This is a genomic window from Streptomyces sp. NP-1717, assembly GCF_022695985.1.
Lineage (GTDB): Bacteria > Actinomycetota > Actinomycetes > Streptomycetales > Streptomycetaceae > Streptomyces.
Genome location: NZ_JAAPBF010000042.1, coordinates 25,121 through 41,883 on the forward strand (window position 1 = coordinate 25,121; position 16,763 = coordinate 41,883).

13 protein-coding genes and 1 pseudogene are annotated in these 16,763 nt (G+C 70.5%); 11 read left to right on the forward strand and 3 right to left on the reverse strand.

Features of this window, described 5'->3' with window-relative positions:
- Positions 1-186 precede the first annotated feature (186 nt).
- Entirely contained in the window at positions 187-699 is a 513-nt protein-coding gene (locus tag GXP76_RS12225; protein WP_374360732.1) for a hypothetical protein, read from the forward strand.
- A gap of 132 nt (positions 700-831) precedes the next feature.
- On the opposite strand, the pseudogene GXP76_RS12230 reads toward GXP76_RS12225, so the two are convergent.
- A pseudogene (locus tag GXP76_RS12230) lies at positions 832-1,098 on the reverse strand (Uma2 family endonuclease); the annotation flags it as partial.
- Between the two features lie 178 nt (positions 1,099-1,276).
- Here GXP76_RS12230 and GXP76_RS12235 point away from each other — a divergent pair.
- The 5 genes from GXP76_RS12235 (at position 1,277) to GXP76_RS12255 (ending at position 10,255) form a co-directional block, all read left to right on the forward strand.
- Positions 1,277-3,325 carry a thioredoxin domain-containing protein gene (locus GXP76_RS12235; protein WP_242571512.1) on the forward strand — a complete coding sequence of 683 codons (2,049 nt, stop codon included), beginning with the start codon at positions 1,277-1,279 and terminating at the stop codon, positions 3,323-3,325.
- Between the two features lie 228 nt (positions 3,326-3,553).
- Positions 3,554-4,810 (forward strand): glycosyltransferase, encoded by a 1,257-nt coding sequence (locus GXP76_RS12240; protein ID WP_242571513.1) that lies wholly within the window; start codon positions 3,554-3,556, stop codon positions 4,808-4,810.
- Positions 4,807-6,558 (forward strand): ArnT family glycosyltransferase, encoded by a 1,752-nt coding sequence (locus tag GXP76_RS12245; RefSeq protein ID WP_374360735.1) that lies wholly within the window; start codon positions 4,807-4,809, stop codon positions 6,556-6,558. The genes GXP76_RS12240 and GXP76_RS12245 overlap by 4 nt, the downstream gene beginning before the upstream one ends.
- The gene (locus GXP76_RS12250; RefSeq protein WP_242571514.1) at positions 6,555-7,814 is read left to right on the forward strand and encodes a glycosyltransferase family 2 protein; all 1,260 of its coding nucleotides are present in this window, start codon (positions 6,555-6,557) and stop codon (positions 7,812-7,814) included. Before GXP76_RS12245 ends, GXP76_RS12250 begins: the two co-directional genes overlap by 4 nt.
- A 65-nt stretch (positions 7,815-7,879) precedes the next feature.
- The gene (locus tag GXP76_RS12255; protein ID WP_242571528.1) at positions 7,880-10,255 is read left to right on the forward strand and encodes a galactose oxidase-like domain-containing protein; all 2,376 of its coding nucleotides are present in this window, start codon (positions 7,880-7,882) and stop codon (positions 10,253-10,255) included.
- A 31-nt stretch (positions 10,256-10,286) separates the two neighbouring features.
- Here GXP76_RS12255 and GXP76_RS12260 read toward each other — a convergent pair whose 3' ends face one another.
- Both GXP76_RS12260 and GXP76_RS12265 read right to left on the reverse strand, forming a co-directional pair.
- Positions 10,287-10,913 carry a TetR/AcrR family transcriptional regulator gene (locus GXP76_RS12260; protein WP_242571515.1) on the reverse strand — a complete coding sequence of 209 codons (627 nt, stop codon included), beginning with the start codon at positions 10,911-10,913 and terminating at the stop codon, positions 10,287-10,289.
- 17 nt (positions 10,914-10,930) lie between these two features.
- The gene (locus tag GXP76_RS12265) at positions 10,931-11,644 is read right to left on the reverse strand and encodes a hemolysin III family protein (protein ID WP_242571516.1); all 714 of its coding nucleotides are present in this window, start codon (positions 11,642-11,644) and stop codon (positions 10,931-10,933) included.
- A gap of 237 nt (positions 11,645-11,881) precedes the next feature.
- Between GXP76_RS12265 and GXP76_RS12270 the strand changes: the two genes are divergently transcribed.
- The 5 genes from GXP76_RS12270 (at position 11,882) to GXP76_RS12290 (ending at position 16,752) form a co-directional block, all read left to right on the forward strand.
- Positions 11,882-13,744 carry a phosphoenolpyruvate carboxykinase (GTP) gene (locus tag GXP76_RS12270; RefSeq protein ID WP_374360739.1) on the forward strand — a complete coding sequence of 621 codons (1,863 nt, stop codon included), beginning with the start codon at positions 11,882-11,884 and terminating at the stop codon, positions 13,742-13,744.
- Between the two features lie 110 nt (positions 13,745-13,854).
- The gene (locus tag GXP76_RS12275; RefSeq protein WP_242571517.1) at positions 13,855-14,163 is read left to right on the forward strand and encodes a hypothetical protein; all 309 of its coding nucleotides are present in this window, start codon (positions 13,855-13,857) and stop codon (positions 14,161-14,163) included.
- 100 nt (positions 14,164-14,263) lie between these two features.
- Entirely contained in the window at positions 14,264-14,974 is a 711-nt protein-coding gene (locus GXP76_RS12280) for a VanZ family protein (protein WP_242571518.1), read from the forward strand.
- 37 nt (positions 14,975-15,011) lie between these two features.
- Positions 15,012-15,680, forward strand: a complete 669-nt coding sequence (locus tag GXP76_RS12285) for a response regulator transcription factor (RefSeq protein ID WP_242571519.1) — start codon at positions 15,012-15,014, stop codon at positions 15,678-15,680.
- Positions 15,673-16,752, forward strand: coding sequence for a HAMP domain-containing sensor histidine kinase (locus GXP76_RS12290; RefSeq protein ID WP_242571520.1), 1,080 nt, complete (start codon positions 15,673-15,675; stop codon positions 16,750-16,752). Before GXP76_RS12285 ends, GXP76_RS12290 begins: the two co-directional genes overlap by 8 nt.
- The last annotated feature ends 11 nt before the right edge of the window (positions 16,753-16,763 follow it).

Genomic DNA, 16,763 nt, shown 5'->3' on the forward strand with positions numbered 1-16,763 from the left:
TTGCTGCACCGTCTTACGCTCCGCGCGTGGATGTGCAATCTTGTCTGCATGACCGGCGGCGCCACCCACGCGAGGCTCAACTGACGCTCTGTCAGGCCGAGTTGGGATTCGTGGGGGATCGGTGCGGTCGGGCATGCTACGCGCGTAGTTGAACCTCACCGTCCCCCACCGAAGAGGAAAGACACAGTGAACAAGGTCATCAGAAGCGCCGCGATCGGCGTCTCCGCTCTCGCTCTCGCGTTCCTCTCGTTCCCCGCGACGGCCCAGGCCGCCCCCGCCGACACCAAGGCTCCCGCGGGCGCGCTGGCCAAGCTCAGCCACGCCACCGCCGCCGCCCAGCTCAGCAACGCCGGCATCGGCATCCGCTCCAGCGGTGGCTGTTCGGACCGCAACAACCCGACCTGTACCTCGCTCGACCAGGTCAACTCCGCGTCCATCCAGGGCGCGATCACCCTCAAGAACGCCAGCGGCTGCGCCCTGACCGTCACCGGCGGCACCGAGACGGGCCACGCCTCGGGCACCTACAGCCACTGGAACGGCTACAAGCTCGACTTCGCGATGTCGAGCTGCATTACCAACTACGTCACCCGCACCTTCACCTCCATCGGTGGCAGCAAGTGGCAGTCGGGCGCCGGCAACATCTACTACAACGAGGTCAACCACTGGGACGTGACCTTCTACAACTGCGGCGGCTGCTGACCGGCCCCGACGCTCACTGCGGAATCCCGAAGGGTGCTCCCTCGCACACGGGGGCGAGGGCGCACCCTTCTGTTGTGTCCCCCGGCGCCCGGCCTCGAAGGGAACGGACTTCCTCCGCCGTCAGACGGCTCCCAGGTCCACGGTGACGGAGAAGGGTGCCGCGACGTCCGGACGGCGGTTGGTGAGTGGGACGTCCTGCAGACGGACGTCGAAGTCCGTGTCGGCGTTGCAGTCCGGGCCTGCGGCGTCGTCCAGGGCGTTGGCCAGGATTCGGGCCAGCCGGTTGTGCCGCTTGGACGCGTGCGGGCTGCCGACGACCGTTCCGTCCACGATCTCGATGCCGGCACACTGCTCCTCGGGCCAGGAGTCGTACTGCTCCGCGCTGATCCGGGTGTTCATCTGTGCGGGTGCCACCGTTCGGCGGTTGCGGTAGGCCCTCTTCGAGGACCCGCATCGGTTCCCGTGCTGTCGGGCTCAGCCTACTGTCGCGTGCCCCGCAGGGAAGCGTGATGGCCCCCTTCCGCGACGTGACGTCGGACAGGACGACGGGGTCGGGCGCTGTGAGAGGCTGGATCGTATGAACCGGCTGGCTGGTGTGACCTCGCCTTATCTGCTTCAGCACGCTGACAACCCGGTCGACTGGTGGCCCTGGACGCCCGAGGCTTTCGAGGAGGCGCGGCGGCGGGATGTGCCCGTGCTGCTGTCGGTGGGCTACTCCGCGTGCCACTGGTGCCATGTGATGGCGCACGAGTCCTTCGAGAACGAGGCGACGGCGGCGTACCTCAACGAGCACTTCGTGAGCGTGAAGGTCGACCGCGAGGAGCGGCCCGACGTCGACGCCGTCTACATGGAGGCGGTGCAGGCGGCGACGGGGCAGGGTGGGTGGCCGATGACCGTCTTCCTCAACGCGGAGGGGGAGCCGTTCTACTTCGGTACGTACTTCCCGCCCGCGCCCCGGCACGGCATGCCCTCCTTCCGGCAGGTCCTCGAAGGCGTCAACTCCGCCTGGACCGACCGGCGTGCGGAGGTCGGTGAGGTGGCCGGCCGGATCGTCGGAGAGCTCGCGGGGCGCTCCCTCGCACACGGGGGCGAGGGGGTGCCCGGCGAGGAGGAGCTGGCCCAGGCGCTGCTCGCACTGACGCGGGACTACGACCAGACGCACGGCGGCTTCGGCGGCGCGCCCAAGTTCCCGGCGAGCATGGTGGTGGAGTTCCTGCTCCGCCACCACGCCCGTACCGGCGCCGAGGGCGCGCTCCAGATGGCGTCCGACACCTGCGAGGCGATGGCGCGCGGCGGGATCTACGACCAGCTCGGCGGTGGGTTCGCCCGTTACTCGGTCGACCGCGAGTGGGTGATTCCGCACTTCGAGAAGATGCTCTACGACAACGCCCTTCTCTGCCGCACCTACGCACGGCTGTGGCGGGCCACCGGGTCCGATCTCGCGCGGCGGGTCGCGCTGGAGACCGCCGACTTCATGGTGCGTGAACTGCGCACCGCCGAGGGCGGGTTCGCCTCCGCGCTCGACGCGGACAGTGACGACGGGAGCGGGAAGCACGTCGAAGGAGCGTACTACGCCTGGACACCCGGGCAGTTCAGGGACGTACTCGGCGAGGCGGACGCGGAGTTCGCCGCCCGGTACTACGGCGTGACCGAGGAGGGCACCTTCGAGGAGGGTGCCTCGGTCCTCCAACTGCCGCAGGGCGAAGGGGTCGTGGACGCTGCGCGGGTCGAGTCCGTACGGCAGCGGCTTCTCGCGGCCCGCGAGACCCGGCACCGCCCGGAGCGGGACGACAAAGTCGTCGCCGCCTGGAACGGCCTCGCGATCGCCGCGCTCGCCGAGACCGGCGCGTACTTCGGACGGCCGGATCTCGTCGAACGGGCGACCGAGGCCGCCGATCTCCTCGTGCGGGTGCACCTGGACGAGACGGCGCGCCTCGCCCGCACCTCCAGGGACGGCCGCGTCGGCGCCAACGCCGGTGTGCTGGAGGACTACGGCGATGTCGCCGAGGGCTTCCTGACGCTCGCCGGGGTGACCGGCGAAGGCGTGTGGCTGGACTTCGCGGGGTTCCTCCTCGACGGCGTCATCGAGCGGTTCACCGGCGAGGGCGGCGCGCTGTACGACACGGCGCATGACGCCGAGCCGCTGATCCGCAGGCCCCAGGACCCGACGGACAACGCCACGCCGTCCGGCTGGACTTCGGCCGCCGGGGCCCTGCTCTCGTACGCCGCCCACACCGGTTCGGAGGCCCACCGCACCGCGGCCGAGGGGGCCCTCGGCGTCGTCAAGGCGCTCGGGCCGCGCGCGCCGCGCTTCATCGGCTGGGGGCTCGCCGTCGCCGAGGCGCTGCTCGACGGGCCGCGTGAGGTGGCCGTGGTGGGTCCGCGCGGTGACGCCGCGACGGCCGAGCTGCACCGGACCGCGCTGCTCGGGACGGCGCCGGGAGCCGTCGTCGCGGTCGGCGAGCCGGCGGCCCAGGACGCGTCCGGCGAAGCTGAGTTCCCGCTGCTGGCGGACCGGCCGCTGGTCGACGGGCGGGCCGCCGCGTATGTGTGCCGGGGCTTCGTCTGCTCGGCCCCGACCACCGAAGTGGACGTGCTGGCAGAGCAGTTGACCGTACACCAGTAGCAACGAATCGCGGCACAGGCACAGTTCGCGCCAGATGTGAAGCATGCAAAATCGGACGTAATCACAGAGTTCATCGAATTGGCCCCTCTGTCGTCACACTTCCCCCCTATCTTCATCACGAAGGGCACGCAGTAAGTGCGCATGGGGGGCATGCGTACAGGGTGATACCGGGGGGACCGGCGGCCAGGGGGGCCTTGCCGCGGTTCACCCTTGGCCGAGGGGGGCCATGTGGTCACGTCCGTATTCATCGCTGCCGTCTCGCTGGCGCTGTTCTGGATGGCGGCGTTCACGCTGTGGTGGCAGATGCACGCCTGGCGTACGCCGGAGACGCTGGCGGCGACACGATTCGACCGGCCGGACGGGGGTCCGGCGCGCTCGTTCTCGCTGCTCCTGCCCGCCCGTCACGAACAGGCGGTCCTTGAGCACACCATCGAGCGGCTGCTGGAATCCAGCCACTCCAGTTTCGAGATCATCGTCATCGTCGGGCACGACGACCCCGAGACCGCGGAGGTCGCCGAGCGGGCCGCCGCCCGCGACCCCGCCCGGGTCCGGGTCGTCGTCGACACCCATCTCGCGAAGAACAAGCCCAAGGCGCTGAACACGGCGCTGCCCCACTGCACCGGCGAGGTGGTCGGGGTCTTCGACGCCGAGGACCAGGTCCACCCGGAATTGCTCACCCATGTCGACCACGCCTTCCGCTCCACCGGCGCCGATGTCGTCCAGGGCGGCGTCCAGCTGATCAACTTCCACTCCAGCTGGTACAGCCTGCGCAACTGCCTGGAGTACTTCTTCTGGTTCCGCAGCCGGCTGCACCTGCACGCGCAGAAGGGCTTCATCCCGCTGGGCGGCAACACCGTCTTCGTCCGCACCGACGTGCTGCGCGCCGCCGGCGGCTGGGACCCCGACTGCCTCGCCGAGGACTGCGACCTGGGCGTCAGGCTCTCCAGCATCGGCAAGAAGGTCGTCGTCGCCTACGACTCGGACATGGTCACCCGCGAGGAGACACCCGACTCGCTGATGTCGCTGCTCAAACAGCGCACCCGCTGGAACCAGGGCTTCCTCCAGGTCTACCGGAAGAACGACTGGCGCCAACTGCCCACGCCCGGCCAGCGGTTGCTCGCCCGCTACACGCTGATGACGCCCTTCTTCCAGGCGACCACCGGTGTCGTCATCCCGCTCAACGTGGCCATCGCGCTCTTCCTCGACGTACCTGTCGGGATCGCCTTCGTCACCTTCCTGCCGGCCGTCACCGCGCTGGTGACCTTCGTGTTCGAGCTCGTCGGGCTCCACGACTTCGGCAAGCAGTACGGACTCAAGGTCCGGCTCACGCACTATCTCAAGCTCGTCGTCGGCGGCCCCTTCTACCAGGTGCTCCTGGCCGGCGCGGCTGTCCGCGCCGTGTGGCGCGAGCAGCGTGGCCGCCGTGACTGGGAGCTGACCAGCCATGTCGGCGCGCATCTCACCCGAGAGGACATCCACGCGTGACCTCGACCCTCCCCGCGGAGGCGACGGAGACGGCCACCGGCCGGACCACCGAACTCGTCCCCGCGAAGATCTCCCCTGCCCCGGGCAGGACGACGGGCAGGACGACCGCCCCCGGCACGGGGCCCGCGGCGGGCCCCGACGGGTCGGACGGCCAACGGGACTCCGACAAAAGGCGGTTGCTGGTACGCCCCGTCGTCCGCTTCCGTACCTCGCGCGCCGATCTGGTCCTCTGCGCGGCCCTGCTCTTGGTGATCATGGCCGTCCAGGGCTGGAACATCCAGCACTACCCGACCCTCAGCGACGACGAGGGCACCTACCTCGCCCAGGCCTGGGCCGTCCAGCAGGGGGACGGACTCGCCCACTACACCTACTGGTACGACCACCCGCCGCTCGGCTGGATCCAGATAGCCGCGCTCACCTGGCTGCCCTCGCTCATCGCGCCCGAATCGATGACCGTCGGCGCCATGCGCTTCGCGATGCTGCTGGTCAGCGCGGCAAGCGCCGTACTGCTCTACGTACTTGCCCGGCGACTGTGGCTGCCGCGCTGGGCCGCCGGACTCGCGATGGGGCTGTTCGGTCTCTCCCCGCTGTCGGTCGTGCTCCAGCGGGAGATCTTCCTCGACAACATCGCCGTCATGTGGATGCTCCTCGCCTTCTGTCTGGCGGCGTCGCCCAACCGGCATCTGTGGCACCACTTCGCCGCCGGGATCGCCGCCGCCGTCGGGGTGCTCACCAAGGAGACGATGCTCATCGTCCTGCCCGCCGTACTGGTGACGATGTGGCGCAACGGCCACCCCGACACCCGCAAGTTCGCGGTCACCGGAGCCATCACCGCCTGCGCGCTCATCGGCCTGTCGTACCCTCTCTTCGCCCTGCTCAAGGGCGAGTTGCTGCCCGGCGACGGCCATGTGTCGCTGTGGGACGGCGTCACGTACCAGATGAGCAGGCCCGGCTCGGGCTTCGTTCTCGACCCGGGATCCGGTTCGCACGGTGTCCTGCGGTCCTGGCTCTACTACGACCGGATCCTGCTGCTCGGCGGCATGGCCGGCGCGCTCCTGCTGCTCCTGACCGTCCGCCGGTCCGTCACCGCACGGGCGCTCGCCGGACCCGCGCTGGCCGTCGCGATACTCACCGCCGTCGCGCTGCGTCCCTCCGGCTACCTCCCGGCGATGTACGTCATCCAGGGGCTGCCGTTCCTCGCCCTGATGCTGGCCGGCGGCGCCGCGAGCGTCTCGCACGCGCTGCTGCGCAGAGGACGCCGGCCGGACGAGCCACGGGGACTGACCGCCGTACGGTGGACGGTCGTCGTCGCACTCGTGGCGGCCTCCGCCGCGTACGTCGCACCCCGCTGGTACGACGGCAACCGCACCGCCCTGACCGCCGACGCCAACGCCCCCTACCGGGCCGCCGCCTCCTGGATGGGGACCGAGGTCCCGGACCCGGCCGGCACCCGCGTCCTCGTGGACGACGCGATGTGGCTGGACCTGGTGCACGCGGGATACCGGCCGGGGCTCGGCGCCATCTGGTTCTACAAGGCCGACCTGGACCCCGCCGTGACGAAGACGATGCCCGGCGGCTGGCGCGACATCGACTACGTCGTGGCGTCACCGACCGTCCGGCGCGACGCCCGTGACCTGCCGAGAGTGCGCGACGCGCTCAACCATTCCGAAGCCGTGGCCGTCTTCGGTGACGGCGAGGACCGGATCGAGATCCGACGGATCACGGACGTCGCGGGAGGCGAACGATGAGCATTCTTCCTGTCCCTCCCCGGGGGACCGGCGAACTCGACGACGTGGAGCTGGAGTCGACGGCGGTGGCCGAGCCCGGCGCCGTCACCGTCATCATCCCGACGTTCAACGAGTCCGCGAACGTACGGGAGTTGCTGCGGCAGCTGACGGAGTCCGTACCGTCCAGGCTGCCGTGCGAGGTCCTGTTCGTGGACGACTCCACCGACGGCACCCCGGAGGCGATCGAGGAGGCCGCGCAGGACTGCCCGTTCCCCGTCACCGTCATCCACCGCGACGAACCGGTCGGCGGCCTCGGCGGCGCCGTCGTCGAAGGGCTGCGCACCGCCTGCTCCGAGTGGATCGTCGTCATGGACGCCGACCTCCAGCATCCGCCGTCCCTGGTACCGGAGTTGGTCGCCGCGGGTGAGCGGGCCGGCGCCGATCTCGTCGTCGCCAGCCGGTACGTCGACGGCGGCAGCAGGGCCGGACTGGCCGGCGGCTACCGCGTCGCCGTCTCACGCGCCGCCACCTGGCTGACCAAGGGCCTGTTCCCGCGCCGGCTGCGCGGCATCAGCGATCCGATGAGCGGCTTCTTCGCCATCCGCCGCAGCGCGGTCACCGCGGACGCGCTGCGCCCGCTGGGCTACAAGATTCTGCTCGAACTGGCCGTACGGTGCCGGCCGCAGCAGGTCGCCGAGGTGCCGTTCACCTTCCGCGACCGGTTTGCGGGCGAGTCCAAGTCGACCGCCACGGAGGGGATGCGGTTCCTGCGGCACCTCGTCGAACTGCGCACGGCGTCGCCCCTCGCCCGGATGGTGGCCTTCGGGCTGATCGGGCTGACCGGCTTCGTACCGAACCTCCTCGCGCTGTACGGGCTGACGGGCGCCGGCATGCACTATCTGCCGGCGGAGATCGTCGCCAACCAGTTCGGGGTGGCGTGGAACTTCGTCCTCATCGAGCTGCTGCTGTTCCGCGGCCGGCGGGCCCACCGGCACTGGGCGGACCGGGTCGGTCGCTTCGCGCTGCTCGCCAACGCCGATCTGCTCCTGCGGATACCGCTGATCGCCCTGCTCGTGGGGGAGTTCGGGATGGCGGTCATGCCCGCGACCGTACTGGCGCTGCTCGCGACGTTCGTGCTGCGGTTCGCCGGGACCGAGGCGCTGGTGTACCTGCCGAAGCGCGGTTGGCGGCGGCGGTCGCGCGGGCGCGCCGACGAACCGGAGAGCACCGGCCCGGCCCGCACCGTCCTTGCCACCCGTGACGAAAGGAGCGGCTGATGACCCTCTTCCGCAGACCGCCCTCCCGGCGCAGCCGCCGTACCGCGCTGCTCGCCGTCACCGCGATGACCGCCGGGCTGCTGCTCAGCGTCCAGCAGCCCGCCACCGCCGGTCCCAACCTCGTGAAGAATCCCGGCTTCGAGACGCCCGGCGCCGGGGGCGGCGCCGCGATGCCGGACTGCTGGTCGCAGTCCGGCTGGGGCGACAACGACTTCACCTTCGCCACCGTCGCCGACGCGCACAGCGGCACCAAGGCGCTCAGGGTCGAGCTCACCCGGCGAGTCGACGGCGACCGCAAGGCGCTGGTCACCGAGTCGGCGGCGTGCGCGCCCGGCGTGGAGGAGGGCAAGCAGTACGACCTCTCCCTCTGGTACAAGTCGACGACTCCGGACACGGCGATCACGCTCTTCCGGCACGACACGACGGCCGGCTGGCAGTACTGGACCGACCTCAAGGCCCTTGACCTCAGCGCCGGTTACCAGCGCGCCGAGGTCCGCACCCCTGTCGTACCGCCCGGCACCGACCGGATCAGCTGGGGCGTCTCCGTCTTCGGCACCGGCAGCGCCACCACGGACGACTACGGCATGGAGGAGGTCACCGTCCCCGCGCCCGACCCCGAGTGCACGGGCACGGCGGCCGACTGCGCCGACGGGCGCTGGGAGGTGCTGGAGACCGAGAACCCGGTGCGCTCCATGCACTCCGTGGTCCTCAACAACGGCAAGGTGCTGCTGATCGCCGGTTCCGGCAACGACCCGGAGGCGTTCGAGGCCGGGACCTTCACCTCGGCGGTGTACGACCCCGAGGACGGGACGTACACGACGATCCCCACGCCCGACGACATGTTCTGCTCCGGACACGTGCAACTGTCCGACGGCCGCGTGCTGGTGATGAGCGGCAACAAGGGCTATCCCTCGGCGGACGGCACCGTCGGCTACCAGGGCTACAAGGACAGTTACGTCTTCGACCCGGCCACCGAGACGTACAGCAGGACGAACGACATGAACGACGGGCACTGGTACCCGTCCGCCACGATCATGGGCAACGGTGATGTGCTGTCCTTCGGCGGGCTGCGCGAGGACTCGTCCGGCTCGGTGACGGCCGAGCGGTGGTCGGCGGCCGAGGAGGAGTGGCTGCCGCTCGGAGAGGTCAACCAGACCTGGTCGTACTGGGGTCTGTACCCGGCGATGGTGCTGATGCAGGACGGCCGGCTCTTCTACACCGGCAGTCACACCTTCGGCAACGGCACACCCGGCACCGGCTCCTCGGTCTACGACTACGACGCCAACACCGTCACGGACGTGCCCGGCCTGCGGAACAAGGACGAGCGCGACCAGTCGGCGAGCGTGCTGCTGCCCCCCGCCCAGGACCAGAAGGTGCTCACCATCGGCGGCGGGAACATCGACTCCAACCCGGCGGCGAACCGGCTCACCGACATCATCGACCTGAAGGAGCCCAATCCGCGGTACCGGGCCGGGCCGCCGCTGCCGCAGGGCACCGTCGACCTGGGCGGCCCCGGCGGGCCGCAGCCGCAGACCGGCGCGCAGGGCAAGATGTACGGCTCCGCGGTGCTGCTGCCGGACGGCAAGGTCCTGGAGACGGGCGGCGCGCTGCACAACCGGGCCGCCCCGGTCTTCTCCACCTCGGTCTTCGACCCGGTGACGGAGACGTACGACGTGGTGGCGGCCGACCCGGAGGCGCGCGGCTACCACTCGTCGGCGTTCCTGCTCCCCGACGGCCGGGTGATGACGACGGGCGACAACCCGGGCAACGGCTCCTGGAACCACCAGGTGTCGCTCTACACACCGCCGTATCTCTTCAAGGGACCGCGGCCGGAGATCACCTCGCTCATCGACCCCGAGTGGAACTACGGCGACACGCAGCGGATCACCGTCGACCGGCCCATCGCCAAGGCCGAGTTGATCCGGCCGGCGGCGGTCACGCACTCGTCGGACCCCAACCAGCGCTTCGTGGACCTGCCGTTGACGGTCGACGGGAACAACGTCGACCTGAATGTGACGGGTAATCCGAATCTGGCGCCGCCGGGGTGGTACATGCTCTTCGCGGTCGACGCCAACGGGGTCCCGTCGGTGGCCGAGTGGGTGAAGCTGGGCGGCCCCGCGGCGCTGGCGGAGAGGTCGGCGCACGGACAACATCACGACTTCGCGGGCGAGTTGGCGAAGCCGGCCAAGAAGCCCGGGAAGAAGCGGAGTTCGGTGCCGGTGAGCCCGCAGATCTCGGGCTGCGACCGCCACTACGGCTCGGGAGGCGTGTGCGTGCCGACGGTCTTCCCGGAGACGGTGAAGGCGACGAAGCGCACGACGGTGACGCGGGCACGCTGCGACTGGCTCGCGGCGAACGGCTACGGCGCGCTGAAGGTCAACGGCAAGGACGACCCGCTGCGGCTGGACCCGGACGGGGACGGGAGGGCGTGCGCGAGCTAGGCCCTGTCCTGTCCTCAATCGCGGGACGGGCTCAGTTGAGCCCGTCCCTGAGCGTGTCGAGCGCGCGGTCGACGAGCGCGGCCGGATCGTCCTTCCGGCCGTGCCCGGCCCAGTGGAGCGTCACCTCGCGCAGCGCCGCCAGCACCGAGGCGGTGAAGACCAGGACCTCCAGGTCGCCCTCCTCGCGCCCGGTACGGTCCGCGACGGCACGCGCCAGCGGGAGCGAGGTCTCCGCCATCGTCTCCGTCATCCTGGCCCGTACGGCGGGGATCCCCAGCAGCAGCCTGCCTCGGCGGGCGGACTCCTCGGGGCGGTCGGCGAGGATCGTCCCGACGGCCTCGCGCAGCACGGCCCGTACCGCCTCCAGCGGCGGTTCGCCAGCGGGGCGGGCGCGGACGGCCGCCGCCACGAGCGGGCCGAACTCGTCGGCGAGGACGATGTCCTCCTTCACCGGGAAGTAGCGGAAGACGGTGGACGGGGAGACCTCGGCCGCCGCCGCGATCTGTTCGACCGTGGTCGTCTCGTACCCCTGCTCGTCGATGAGCCGGTACGCCGCCTCGCGGATCGCGGTGCGGGTCCTCAGCTTCTTGCGCTCGCGCAGGCCCGGCCGGGGCCGCCGCGCCCCGTCGTCGGGCGGGAGAGGTGCGGAGGCGGCCATACCGCTTATTGTCCGTATCAGGAGTGCTGGTAGGCGACCAGTGAGATCCCGACGTAGTGCGTGACGAACGCGGCGAGCGTCAGGGAGTGGAAGACCTCGTGGAAGCCGAACCACCGCGGTGAGGGGTTCGGTCGCTTGAGTCCGTAGATCACGCCGCCCGCGCTGTAGAGCAGCCCGCCGACGATGATCAGGACCAGGACGACTATCCCGCCAGTACGCATGAAGTCGGGCAGGAAGAAGACCGCGGCCCAGCCCATCGCGATGTAGCAGGGCGTGTAGAGCCAGCGCGGGGCGCCGACCCAGAAGACCCGGAACGCGATGCCCGCCGCCGCCGCGCCCCAGACCGCCCACAGGAGCGTACGGCCGGTGGATTCCGGCAGCAGCAGCATCGTCAGCGGGGTGTAGGTGCCCGCGATGATCAGGAAGATGTTGGCGTGGTCGAGCCGGCGCAGTACGGCCTCGCCCCGGGGGCCCCACGTACCGCGGTGGTACACGCCGCTCACGCCGAAGAGCAGGCAGGCCGTGGCGGCGTAGATCGCGCAGGCCACCCGCGCCTCGGTCGACTCGGCCATGACGATCAGCACGATTCCCGCGATCACGACGGCCGGGAACATCCCCATGTGCAGCCAGCCGCGCATCATCGGCTTGACCGGGGTCGGCAACTGGATCTCGGTCGGTCCCCCTTCGGGTGGTAGAGGGTTCGCGAGCGAGTCGGAGGCGGGAGAAGTCATGCGCTCATGCTACCTACGGGACCGTAGGTTCGGGATGGCTCCGTGGGCGCCCCGACATCCCGCGCACCGGAGGGAGCGGGTGGAGTGGCGATGCTCACGTGTGCGGCCCTCTGGACAGATGGGCGCGGGCGTCGGATGATCAAATGAGTGCGGTCGGCACCGGATGAGCGGTAACGAAGCGTCCGGGTCGCAGCCCCCACGGGGCATACACCTACAAACCCTCATCAAGGAGTAACCGTGGCGCGCGACGCAGGGATTTCCAACGGAGACCCCCTCAATCCCGTGGCTTCCACCGCCCCGACCGGCCACCAGGAGCTGATCTCCTGGGTCGACGAGATCGCGGCTCTGACCCAGCCGGACCGGGTGGTCTGGTGCGACGGCTCGGAGGCCGAGTACGAGCGCCTGTGCGGGGAGCTCGTGGCGAAGGGCACGTTCACGAAGCTCGACCCGATCAAGCGCCCCAACTCGTACTACGCGGCCTCCGACCCCACCGACGTGGCGCGCGTCGAGGACCGCACCTTCATCTGCTCCGAGAAGGAGGAGGACGCGGGCCCCACGAACAAGTGGAAGGCCCCGGCGGAGATGCGCGACATCTTCACCGGCGAGCAGGGCGTCTTCCGCGGCTCGATGCGCGGCCGGACCATGTACGTCGTCCCGTTCTGCATGGGACCGGTCGGCTCCCCGCTCTCCGCGATCGGCGTCGAGATCACCGACTCCGCGTATGTCGCGGTCTCCATGCGCACCATGACGCGCATGGGGCAGCACGTCCTCGACGAACTCGGCGACGACGGCTTCTTCGTCAAGGCCGTCCACACGCTCGGCGCGCCTCTTGAGGCGGGGCAGGCCGACGTGCCGTGGCCGTGCAACACCACCAAGTACATCTCGCACTTCCCCGAGGACCGCGAGATCTGGTCGTACGGCTCCGGGTACGGCGGCAACGCGCTGCTGGGCAAGAAGTGTTACGCGCTGCGCATCGCCTCCGTCATGGCGCGCGACGAGGGCTGGCTCGCGGAGCACATGCTGATCCTCAAGCTCACGCCGCCGCGCGGCGAGTCCAAGTACGTTGCCGCGGCGTTCCCTTCGGCCTGCGGCAAGACCAACCTCGCGATGCTGGAGCCCACGATCTCCGGCTGGACCGTCGAGACGATCGGCGACGACATCGCGTGGATGCGGTTCGGCGAGGACGGCAGGCTGTACGCGATCAACCCGGAGGCGGGCTTCTTCGGTGTCGCGCCCGGTACCGGTGAGCACACCAACGCCAATGCCATGAAGACGATGTGGGGCAACTCCGTCTTCACCAACGTCGCGCTCACCGACGACGGCGACGTGTGGTGGGAGGGCATGACCGAGGAGCCGCCCGCGCACCTCACGGACTGGAAGGGCAACGACTGGACCCCGGAGTCCGGGACCCCCGCCGCCCACCCCAACGCCCGCTTCACGGTGCCGGCCGGGCAGTGCCCGATCATCGCGCCCGAGTGGGAGGACCCCAAGGGCGTCCCGATCTCCGCGATCCTCTTCGGCGGGCGCCGCGCCTCCGCCGTACCGCTGGTGACGGAGTCGTTCAACTGGCAGCACGGCGTCTTCCTCGGCGCGAACGTCGCCTCCGAGAAGACCGCCGCCGCCGAGGGCAAGGTGGGCGAGCTGCGCCGCGACCCGTTCGCGATGCTGCCGTTCTGCGGCTACAACATGGGCGACTACATGGCCCACTGGGTCAAGGTCGGCGCCACGGCCACGGCCAGGGGCGACGAGTCCAAGCTCCCGAAGATCTACTACGTCAACTGGTTCCGCAAGAACGAGGCGGGCAAGTTCGTCTGGCCCGGCTTCGGCGAGAACGGCCGCGTACTGAAGTGGATCGTGGAGCGCCTGGAGGGCAAGGGTGAGGGCGTCGAGTCCCCGATCGGCATCCTCCCGGCCAAGGGCGCCCTGGACACCAAGGGCCTCGACCTCTCGGAAGCGGACCTCGACTTCCTGCTCACGGTCGACAAGGAGGTCTGGCGCGAGGAGGCGTCCCTGGTCCCGGCCCACCTGAACACCTTCGGCACGCACACGCCGCCGGAGCTCTGGGACGAGTACAACGCCCTGGTGAACCGCCTGTCCTGACGCGCCCCCCGGCACGCACCCCCGGCCACCCTCCGAAACCGGCCCCCGGAGCCCATCCCTCACGGCTCCGGGGGCCTCGGCGCGGCGTGACGGCCGCTACGCTCACGGCTGTGATTCGAGACCTGTACAACGTCCGCCCTCTCGCACCGGAGCCGGGCCGCACCCCGCTGACCCCGGACGAGGAACGCCGCACGCGGGCAACGCTGTTCACCGAACTCGGCAACGCCATCGCCGACCACAACTGGACCCGATTCCCGGCCCACACCCCGCGGGAACGCCAACGCCTCGTCGCCGTCGGCCACATGCTGAGCGCGCACTGGGGCATCCCGGTCACGGTCGAGGCCGAGGACGAGTGCCGGATGCGGCTCTCCCTGCCGGGCCACGAACTGCACCGCGCCGTGACCGCGACGACCCGCTGAACTCCGGGGCCGGCGTGGCGTATCGCGTGTGTCGCGCGTATCGCGGGCGTATCGAAAATCGCATACGCCACGGCAACGGCCCGCCGAATCCAATGGAGGCATGAGCCACCACGCATACCCGTCCGCACCGCCCCGCCGCACGGGCCGGACCGTGCTCCTCGGTCTGCTGATCCTCGGCACGGCGATCGCCTTGTTCGCCCTGCGGGGGCCGCTCATGATGTCGGCACCGACGTGCATGGCCGGGCGGTGGGACCGCTGCTTCGGTACGTTCAACGGTGTGTTGCTCGTCATGGTGGTCACACTGCCGTTGTCCGCGCTGCTGGTGTGGGCCCTGGCGCACCGTCGGCGGGCCGCCGGTGCCTCGTGGGCGTGGCGGAGGTCGCTGGCGGAGGTGGGCATGGTCCACGGGACGGTGCCGCTGGTATGGCTGACCCTGATGCCGGGCTCCGAGCCCGGCGTCGCTCCCGCCCGGGTGAGCCTGGTGCCCCTGCGGGACCTGGTCACGATGGGGACGCTCGGGATCATCGGCAACCTGCTGATCTTCGCCGCGCTGGGGGCCTTCGCCCCGATACGGTGCGCGGCGCTGGCGTCCGTCCCGCGGATCCTGGCGCTGGGCGCGGGCTGCTCGATCCTGGTCGAGACCGCGCAGTACGTCCTGCGGCTGGACCGGGTGTCGTCCGTGGACGACGTACTGGTCAACGCCACCGGCGCCGCACTGGCCGCGCTGGTGTCGCGCCCCTGGTGGCACACCCCGGCGCGAACGCCCTCGAACCCGCTCCGTACCTCCGCCGCCGCGGCGGGCGCTCCCTGATCCGGCCTGATGCGAACGACAGGCCTAGGCTTCGAACATGCGCGTACTGATCGTGGAGGACGAGCCCTATCTGGCGGAGGCCGTCCGGGACGGGCTACGGCTGGAGGCGATGGCCGCCGACACCGCGGGCGACGGCGACACCGCCCTGGAACTGCTCAGCGCCAACTCCTACGACCTCGTGGTCCTCGACCGCGACATCCCCGGCCCCTCCGGCGACGAGGTCGCCCGGCACATCGTCGCCTCCGGCAGCGGCATCCCGATCCTCATGCTCACCGCCGCCGACCGGATCGACGACAAGGCGTCCGGGTTCGAGCTCGGCGCCGACGACTACCTCACCAAGCCCTTCGAGCTGCGGGAGCTCGTCATGCGGCTGCGTGCGCTCGACCGCAGGCGCGCGTACGCCCGGCCCCCGGTCCGCGAGATCGCGGGTCTGCGCCTCGACCCCTTCCGCCGGGAGGTCTTCCGTGACGGACGTTACGTCGCGCTCACCCGTAAGCAGTTCGCCGTGCTCGAAGTCCTCGTCGCCGCCGAAGGCGGTGTCGTCAGTACCGAAGACCTGCTGGAACGGGCCTGGGACGAGAACGCCGACCCCTTCACCAACGCCGTCCGCATCACCGTCTCCGCCTTGCGCAAACGGCTCGGCGAACCATGGATCATCACCACGGTGCCGGGTGTCGGCTACCGCATCGGAAGCTCGCGTGCGTAGACGCCCAGGACTCAGCGTCCGACTGAGACTCACCCTCAGCTACGCAGGGTTCCTCGCCGTCGCCGGCGCTCTCCTGCTGGCCGTCGTGTGGATGTTCCTGCTGCGCTACGTCCCCGACAACGCCCAGGGCCTCCTCGGGATCTCGCCCAACCGCTACCTCCTCGTGCGCACCTTCGCCCCCGCCGCTGCCGTGGCGATGGCCTTCCTGCTCGTGTTCGGCCTCGTCGGGGGATGGCTCATCGCCGGCCGGATGCTCGCACCGCTCACCCGGATCACGGCGGCGGCCCGACTGGCCGGGACCGGATCGCTGTCCCACCGGATCCGCATGGAAGGCCGCCAGGACGAATTCCGGGAATCCGCCGACGCGTTCGACACGATGCTCGAACAACTGGAGTCGCACGTCGCCGAACAGCGGCGGTTCGCCGCGAACGCCTCCCACGAACTGCGCACCCCGCTGGCCATCTCACAGACACTGCTCGATGTCGCCCGCAGGGACCCCGCGCGCGACCGGGCCGAACTCCTCGAACGCCTGCGGGTGGTCAATACCCGCGCGATCGACCTCACCGAGGCCCTGCTGCTGCTCAGCCGCAGCGACCGCAGGAACTTCACCCGCGAGAGCGTCGATCTCTCCCTCGTGGCCGAGGAGGCCGCCGAAGCGCTGCTCCCCCTCGCCGAACGGCGCGGAATCACCCTCGGCGTCACCGGCACGCCGACCCGTACCAGCGGCTCCGCGGAGCTCCTGCTGCGGATGATGACGAACCTCGTCCAGAACGCCATCGTCCACAACCTCCCCGCGGGAGGCACGGTGACGGTCCACACCGAAGATCGCCCCGGCGCGAGCGTGATCCGGGTCGAGAACACGGGCCCCCGTCTCGCCCCGGAACTGGTCCCGACCCTCACGGAACCCTTCCAACGCGGCACGGAACGCGCCCGCACGGACGAGCACGCGGGAGCGGGCCTCGGCCTCGCGATAGTCCACAGCATCGCCCGCGCCCACACGGCCACGCTCACCCTCATCCCCCGCCCGACGGGCGGCCTGACGGTGACGGTCCGCCTCCCCGGGACGCGGTAGTCGCGTCCAGG